Below are 7122 nucleotides of genomic sequence, written 5' to 3'. Positions count from 1 at the left end.
GCACCGGGCCGTCGTCGGCGTCGTCGCCCGCCAGCGGGCCCTCCCACGCCTGCTCGGCGGCGCGGCGGGGCAGGGGGCCGCGGTGCCCGACGCCGGCCAGCGCCTCGGGAAGCGCGTAGTACGTCGAGAGGACCAGCCGGCGGAACGCCTGGAAGACGGTGCGCCGCAGCGCCCGCCCGCTCCGCTCCCACGCGGTGAGGATCGCGTCCTGCTCCGCGCCGTTCCGCGCGCTGAAGCGGCGCGGCGCCCGCCCGTCGAGCACCGCGACGACGCGGCTGTCGAACGCCGTCATCAGCGTCGCCATCACCCGCGCGGTGACCTGGTCGTTCGCCGCCAGCCGCGCCTCGGCGGCCGCCGCCAGGCCGGCGCGGCCGTCGTCCGCGGCGTCGGTCTCGTGGGCGGCGGGGACGATCCGGCGGCACAGCGCGTCGAGCGCGCGGCGCTGGCCGGCGGAGAGGCGGAACTCGGGCATCGCGGCGGGCGGGCGGCGGGAGCCGAAGTGTCGCGCGCGGCGGCCGGCCGCGTCAGCCCCCCGCGTCAGTCCCCCGCGACGCGCTGCGCCGCCGGGCGGCGCGCGTCGGGCGTCGCGCGCCCGAGGTTCAGCGCGGTGTCCACCAGCGCGACGTGCGAGAACGCCTGCGGGAAGTTCCCCACCTGCCGCCCGACGTGCGTGTCGTACTCCTCGGCGAGCAGCCCGACGTCGTTGCGCAGGTCGAGCAGGCGCTCGAACAGGGCGCGCGCGTCCCGCCGGCGCCCCATCATCGCGTAGTTGTCGGCCAGCCAGAAGCTGCACGCGAGGAACGCCCCCTCGCCCGCCGGGAGCCCGTCGTCGGTGGCCGCGCTGTCGTAGCGCCGCACCAGCCCGCCCTCCATCAGCCGCTCCTCGACGCGCGCCACCGTGCCCACGACGCGCGGGTCGTCGGGGGGGAGGAAGCCGACCAGCGGGATCATCAGCACCCCCGCGTCCAGCTGCTTCGACCCGTACGCCTGCACGAACGCGCCGAGCCCGGGGTCGAACGCGCGCTCGCACACCTCGGCGTGCACGCGGGCGCGCAGCGCGCGCCAGCGGTTGGCCGGGCCGCGCATCCCGAACTCCTCGGTCGCGCGCACCATGCGGTCGAGCGCCACCCACGTCATCACCTTCGAGTGCGTGAAGTGCTGCGACCCGCCGCGCACCTCCCACAGCCCCGCGTCCGGACGCTCCCACACCGTCTCGAGGTGCGCGACCATGGCGCACGCCATCTGCCACGCGTTGGGGTCGGACGGCAGCCCGCCGCGGCGCGCCTGGAAGAGCGCGTCGAGCACCTCGCCGTACACGTCGAGTTGGAGCTGCCCGTGCGCCGCGTTCCCCACGCGCACCGGGCGCGCGCCCTCGTAGCCCGGGAGCCAGTCCACCTCCCACTCGCGCAGCATGCGCTCGCCGGCCAGCCCGTACATGATCTGCAGCTGCGACGGGCTCCCGGCGGCGGCGCGCAGCAGCCAGTCGCGCCACGCCGCCGCCTCGTCGAAGTGCCCGGCGTCCATCAGCGCCAGCAGCGTCAGCGTCGCGTCGCGCAGCCAGCAGAAGCGGTAGTCCCAGTTGCGCGTGCCGCCCAGCTGCTCGGGGAGCGACGTCGTGGGCGCGGCCACGATGCCGCCGGTGGGGCGGTAGGTGAGCGCCTTGAGCGTGAGCAGCGAGCGCGAGACCGCGTCGCGCCACTCGCCGGGGTACGTCCCGCGCGCCGCCCACCCGCGCCAGAACGCCTCGGTCTCGGCGAGCGCCTCGCGCGGCTCGACCGGCGCCGGCGGCGGGACGTGCGACGCGGCGTACGTCAGCACGAAGGCGGCGCGCTCGCCGGCGCCGACCGCGAACTCGCCGACGGTCTTCAGCCCCTCGCCGCGCAGCGCGACGTCGGCGCGCAGCAGCAGCATGTCGGGGCCGGCCACCGCGCGCAGCGTGCCGTGCGGCCCGCCCTCGTCGAGGTGCGTGACCCAGGGGACGGTCGCGCCGTAGTCGGTGCGCACCACGAACTCGGTGCGCATCGCCACCCGCCCGCGCACCCCCTCGACGATCCGCACGAGGTCGGACTGCGCGCCGCGCACCGGCATGAAGTCGACGACGCGCACGGCGCCGTCCCCGCACGCGAACTCCGTCTCGAGGACCATGGTGTCCTCGCGGTAGCGCCGGGACGCGCGGGCGTCCGGGTCGGCGGGGGCCAGGAGCCACCGGCCGTGTTCGGGGCCGCCGAGGAGGGCGGCGAAGCAGGCGGCGGAGTCGAACCGCGGCCAGCAGAGCCAGTCGATCGAGCCGTCGCGGCCGACGAGGGCCGCCGTCTCGCAGTCGCCGATGAGCGCGTAGTCCTCGATCCGTCCGGGCATGGCGGGGGGGCGGGGGAGCCGCCCCCGCGCCGGTCAGCCGGCCTGGGGGGCGCGGTGGGCGCTCCGCCACCGCACGATCGCGACCATCCCCGCGGCGGCCCCGGCCGCGACCGTCGCGGCCAGGGGCAGCGGGAGCGGGCCCGGCAGCGACGTCGGGAGCGCGGGCGCGACCGTCGGCACGGCCGTCGGCGCGACGGCGGGCTCGAGCGCGAGGACCGCCGGCGTCACCGGCGCGGCGACCGGCACCGACGCGGCCGCCACCGGGGCGGGCGCGGCGCCGCCCTGCCGCGCGACGTGGGCGCGGTAGGCGGCCGGGAAGACCGCGACGTGGTAGTGCGGCGGGCGGAACTCGCGCGTCACGTCGAGGACCCCCTCGGCCTCCAGCGCCAGCAGTGTCCGCTCCAGCCAGCGGCGCGCCTTGGCGTCGGCGGGGACGCGGAGGTCGAGCGCCATCCCGGCCGGGTGCACCGACAGGGTGTGCGAGTTCGACGGCTGCTCGGCCGTCGGCCGCACGAGGCTGGTCACGACCAGCGGCTGCCCCGTGGTGGCGCGATACTGCGCCCCGAGACGCTCGACGAGCAGCCGGACCTCGGGCTGGGCGTACGGGTGGACGTACGACAGCAGCTGGACGTCCGCCGAGTTGTCGACGCGGACGAGCGCGCCGTCGTCGACCAGGGCGCGCAGCTGCGCCTGGGTGCGGACGAACGCGAACTCCTCCTGGCGGGCGACGGCGTTCTGCCGCTGCATCGACCGCAGCGAGCCACCCAGCGCGCCCAGGGGGGCGGCGGGGAGGGCGGCGGGGGCGAGCAGCACGGCGAACAGGCCGAGTCGCAGGGCACGCGTCATGGGCGGCGTCTCCGGGGGCTGGGCGTCGGGCGTGATCGGAATCACATGTTTCTACCCCGCCGCCGCCTGCGGTTCCCCCTCGGGTGGGGGAATTCGGGACCCGACCGGGCCGAACGCACGAATCCCCGGCGCCGTCGGAGGACGGGCCGGGGATTCGGTGGTAGTCGGGGCGACTGGATTTGAACCAGCGACCTCCTGCTCCCGAAGCAGGCGCTCTACCGGGCTAAGCTACGCCCCGATCGTACAGGTCCCGAATGGGAAGCGGTGACCGCTCGAGAGGAACGATCACCGCAGCGCGCCCGTCAGGACTCGAACCTGAAACCTTCTGATCCGTAGTCAGATGCTCTATCCAATTGAGCTACGGGCGCGTGGTGCTACGTACTGCGGTACAGCCCCGAACAGATAGCCGTTCGGGCGGGGAGCGTCAAGGCGAGCGGGAGTTCACCGCGACGCGTCCGATGGGCCGTACAAGACTCGAACTTGTGACCTCCACGATGTCAACGTGGCGCTCTAACCAACTGAGCTAACGGCCCGGATTGTCAAAAGAGCGGGAAACGGGACTCGAACCCGCGACCCCAACCTTGGCAAGGTTGTGCTCTACCAACTGAGCTATTCCCGCGAAGCGCCGCCGCCGGAGAATCGAAAGGGCCTTGGAGACCAAGGCCCAGCGAGCGGGCGACTCCGTGTACCGCCGACGTCCCTCGATCGCGACTGCTGTGACCGTCAGGACGCCGGGCCGGGTATGGAGGCGAGGGGAATCGAACCCCTGACCTCTTGAATGCCATTCAAGCGCTCTCCCAACTGAGCTACGCCCCCGGCTTTCCCGGGGCGTGCGCGGCGTGCCGCGAAGCGTCCCAGGAACGAAGCATCGTAGTCGCGTGTAGATGGCATGTCAAGCGATGGCGCGGTGTTTCGAGGCTGGCGCAACACCTCGAGGCCAGTATTTTGCAGCGCCCGCGGGGACGTCTCCGTAACGGTCGTGTCGGCCATTCGTCACCTGCGGCAAACCAGCGGGAAGATGGGCGTGCGCACGCGCGCGAACGGGGCTGCGGCCGCCGTCGCGGCGACTCGTCGCCGACCCTGTCCCGAGCAGCCGAGCAGCGCCGCCGCAGCAGCACGTGCCGTCCGCACGCGCAGGAAGTCGCAGCAGCAGGCGCAGCACCCGCACGACCCGCGCGTCGCGCCGGACCCGCGCGCGGGGCCAGTGGCAGCTCGAACGCAGCTCGGTACCTGTCGGACGTACCACGAGGACCAGCAGCACCCGCTCTCGCTCGACCGTCGGCCCCGCGGGCCGGCGCGGTGGGGCGCGTTCCCCGTCGGTCGCGACGGCCCGGCGCCGGTGGCACCTGCCACCCGGTCCGGCCCGTGCCGCCCACGGCGACGCCCCGGCCGCCCGCCCGCTCCCCGACGGCTTCCCCGCGCCGCGGCGCGCCCCCTGCGGGCGCGACGCACGCCGATCTTCCTTCTCCACGCGCACGCGTCCCAGGATACGCACGATGACTGAAGTCAAGCGGAAGCGCCGCCGCGCCGCTGCCCCCGCCGGCATCGCCCCCAGCGAGCCGGAGCGGGACATCCTCGACCAGTACCTCTACGAGGTCAGCACCTATCCCCTGCTCAAGGGGGACGAGGAGATCCAGCTCGCGCGCAAGATCCGCAGCGGCGATCAGGACGCGCTCCAGGAGCTCGTCAAGCGCAACCTGCGCTTCGTCATCTCGGTGGCCAAGAAGTACCAGAACCGCGGCCTCCCCCTCATCGACCTCATCGGCGAGGGGAACGTCGGCCTGCTCACCGCCGCCCGGAAGTTCGATCCCGACCAGGGCGTCAAGTTCATCTCGTACGCCGTCTGGTGGATCCGCCAGGCGATCCTCTCGTCGCTCGCCCGCCAGGGGCGCACGGTGCGCGTGCCGCTCAACCGCACCGCCGACCTGTCGCGCATCATCAAGGCGAGCGAGATCCTCCGCCAGAAGCTGCGCCGCGAGCCCTCCCCCGAGGAGCTGGCCCAGCTGACCGGCCTGTCGGTCGACGTCGTGCAGTCGCTCGCCGCCCTCAACACCGGCGACGTCCGCCTCGACGCCCCGATGGACCCCGAGGGCGACCGCTCGCTCATCGAGCGCTTCGTCGCCGACGAGATGCCCGACACCGAGGAGGAGGCGATGAACCGCTTCCTCACCGACGAGATCGAGACGGCGCTCAACACCCTCCCGCCGCGCGACGCCAAGGTCCTCCGCCTGTACTTCGGGCTCGAGGGTGGGCGCGAGCACACGCTTGAGGAGATCGGCTCCATGCTCGGCGTCACCCGCGAGCGCGTCCGCCAGCTCCGCGACCGGGCGCTCAAGCGCCTCCGCGAGGGCGACGTCGGCCGGGCGCTCGGCTCCTTCGCGGCGTAACCGCCGCGGCGCGGGCGGCGGACTGCGGGCTGCGGATGACCTCCGCGGCCCGCATTTCGTTTACGCCCGGCCCCGACGCGTGGTAAGTTCCGCCCCGGCGACGGGCCGAACCCGCAGTCCGCAGCCCGCAGCGACCGGCGCGATCCCGAATGATCCAGCTGAAGAACGTCCACAAAGCGTTCGGCCCGAAGAAGGTGCTCCAGGGGTTCACGCTCGACGTGCCCGACGGGGAGACGATGGTCATCATCGGCTACTCCGGGACGGGGAAAAGCGTCGCCATCAAGCACATCGTCGGGCTCCTCGACCCAGACCAGGGCGAGGTCTGGGTGGACGGGCTCCGCGTGGACCAGCTGCCGCGGCGCGACCTGTACGCGCTGCGCGGGCGCATCGGCTACGTCTTCCAGTTCGCCGCCCTGTTCGACTCGATGACCATCGGGGAGAACGTCGCCATGGGGCTGCGCAAGCAGGGGACGCTCTCCGAGGCGGAGATCCGGGACCGCGTCCGCGAGTCGCTGGACCTGGTGGACCTCCCCGGGGTCGAGGCGCGGTTCCCCGCCGAGCTGTCGGGCGGGATGCGGAAGCGGGTCGGCATCGCCCGCTCGATCGCGCTGCGCCCCAAGTACATCCTGTACGACGAGCCGACCACCGGCCTCGACCCGGTCACCAGCGCGGTCATCGACCGCCTGATGGTGCGCATGCGCGAGAAGCTGGGCGTCACCGGCGTCGTGATCACGCACGACATGCGCAGCGCGTTCACCGTCGGGACGCGCATCGCCATGCTCTACGAGGGGCGGGTGCGCTGGGAGGGGACGATCGACGAGATCCGCGAGACCCGCGACCCGATCGTCCGCCAGTTCGTGGAGGGGCGCGCCGAGGTCGAGGGGGGGCACACCGACGAGTTCCGGGTCGTGCGCCGCCCCGACGACGACGACGAGGACGACGACGACCGGGGGGCGGCGGCGTGACCCCCCGCGGCCGCGCGCGCGAGGAGGTGTCGGCCGGCGGCGTCGTCTTCCGCTACGCGGCCGCGGGGGGCGGGGCGCCGCGCCCCGTCTTCCTGCTGATCCGCGACAGCTACCAGAACTGGGGCTTCCCCAAGGGGCACCTGGAGGCGGGGGAGGGGCCCGAGTGCGCCGCCCTCCGCGAGGTGACCGAGGAGACCGGGCTCGGCGAGCTGGCGGTCGCGGGGCAGATCGAGACCATCGACTGGTACTTCCGCTTCCGCGGGCGGCTGATCCACAAGGTCTGTCACTTCTACCTGATGCGGACGCAGCGGGTCTCGACCTGCCCGCAGCGGTCGGAGGGGATCACGGCCTGCCGGTGGGCGCCGTTCGAGGAGGCGGTGGCGCTGGTGTCGTACGCCAACGCGCGGGAGGTGCTGCGGCGGGCGCACGCCATGGTCTGCGCCCTCGACGCGATGGCCGCCGAGGCGGCGGCCGCGGCCGGCGCGCCGGCAGCCGGCGCGCCCCCCGCCGACGCGGCGACGGCCGGGCCCGCCGAGGAGTCCGTGCCGCGTCGCCGGCGGCGGGCG

The 7122-nt window shown here is 74.2% G+C and carries 6 protein-coding genes and 5 tRNA genes; 3 read left to right on the top strand and 8 right to left on the bottom strand.

The window, feature by feature from the left end:
- The 8 genes from PYV61_RS18075 to PYV61_RS18040 form a co-directional block, all read right to left on the bottom strand.
- On the bottom strand, nucleotides 1–472 hold a 472-nt coding region (locus tag PYV61_RS18075; RefSeq protein ID WP_275834180.1), incomplete at its 3' end, for a gluconate 2-dehydrogenase subunit 3 family protein.
- A gap of 65 nt (nucleotides 473–537) precedes the next feature.
- Nucleotides 538–2358 (bottom strand): glycoside hydrolase family 15 protein, encoded by a 1821-nt coding sequence (locus PYV61_RS18070; RefSeq protein ID WP_275834178.1) that lies wholly within the window; start codon nucleotides 2356–2358, stop codon nucleotides 538–540.
- Nucleotides 2359–2391: 33 nt separating this feature from the next.
- Complete coding sequence (locus PYV61_RS18065) at nucleotides 2392–3204, bottom strand: DUF5715 family protein (protein ID WP_275834176.1); 813 nt, start codon at nucleotides 3202–3204, stop codon at nucleotides 2392–2394.
- Between the two features lie 164 nt (nucleotides 3205–3368).
- Nucleotides 3369–3442: transfer RNA gene (locus PYV61_RS18060), tRNA-Pro, on the bottom strand.
- A 56-nt stretch (nucleotides 3443–3498) separates the two neighbouring features.
- Nucleotides 3499–3572, bottom strand: a tRNA-Arg gene (locus PYV61_RS18055).
- Nucleotides 3573–3663: 91 nt separating this feature from the next.
- Nucleotides 3664–3737 (bottom strand) — tRNA-Val (locus PYV61_RS18050).
- A 13-nt stretch (nucleotides 3738–3750) separates the two neighbouring features.
- Nucleotides 3751–3823, bottom strand: a tRNA-Gly gene (locus PYV61_RS18045).
- Between the two features lie 124 nt (nucleotides 3824–3947).
- A tRNA-Ala gene (locus PYV61_RS18040) sits at nucleotides 3948–4020 on the bottom strand.
- Between the two features lie 680 nt (nucleotides 4021–4700).
- On the opposite strand from PYV61_RS18040, the gene PYV61_RS18035 reads away from it, so the two are divergent.
- From PYV61_RS18035 to PYV61_RS18025, 3 genes are all read left to right on the top strand, one after another.
- Nucleotides 4701–5591, top strand: a complete 891-nt coding sequence (locus PYV61_RS18035) for an RNA polymerase sigma factor RpoD/SigA (protein WP_275834174.1) — start codon at nucleotides 4701–4703, stop codon at nucleotides 5589–5591.
- A 149-nt stretch (nucleotides 5592–5740) separates the two neighbouring features.
- Nucleotides 5741–6556 (top strand): ABC transporter ATP-binding protein, encoded by an 816-nt coding sequence (locus PYV61_RS18030; protein ID WP_275834172.1) that lies wholly within the window; start codon nucleotides 5741–5743, stop codon nucleotides 6554–6556.
- Nucleotides 6553–7122, top strand: a 570-nt coding sequence (locus PYV61_RS18025) for an NUDIX hydrolase (protein ID WP_275834170.1), incomplete at its 3' end; no start/stop codon positions are given. The genes PYV61_RS18030 and PYV61_RS18025, both read left to right, overlap by 4 nt.

The organism is Roseisolibacter sp. H3M3-2 (genome assembly GCF_029211165.1).
In the GTDB taxonomy this organism is placed as follows: domain Bacteria; phylum Gemmatimonadota; class Gemmatimonadetes; order Gemmatimonadales; family Gemmatimonadaceae; genus Roseisolibacter.
The sequence above is the reverse complement of the archived record's forward strand: the minus strand, read 5'-3'. Positions and strand labels throughout refer to the sequence as shown.

Excerpts from the sequence above, each read along its gene's own strand:
- PYV61_RS18070 (WP_275834178.1), bottom strand. The coding sequence starts at position 2,358 with ATGCCCGGACGGATCGAGGACTACGCGCTCATCGGCGACTGCGAGACG.
- PYV61_RS18065 (WP_275834176.1), bottom strand. The coding sequence starts at position 3,204 with ATGACGCGTGCCCTGCGACTCGGCCTGTTCGCCGTGCTGCTCGCCCCC.
- PYV61_RS18035 (WP_275834174.1), top strand. The coding sequence starts at position 4,701 with ATGACTGAAGTCAAGCGGAAGCGCCGCCGCGCCGCTGCCCCCGCCGGC.
- PYV61_RS18030 (WP_275834172.1), top strand. The coding sequence starts at position 5,741 with ATGATCCAGCTGAAGAACGTCCACAAAGCGTTCGGCCCGAAGAAGGTG.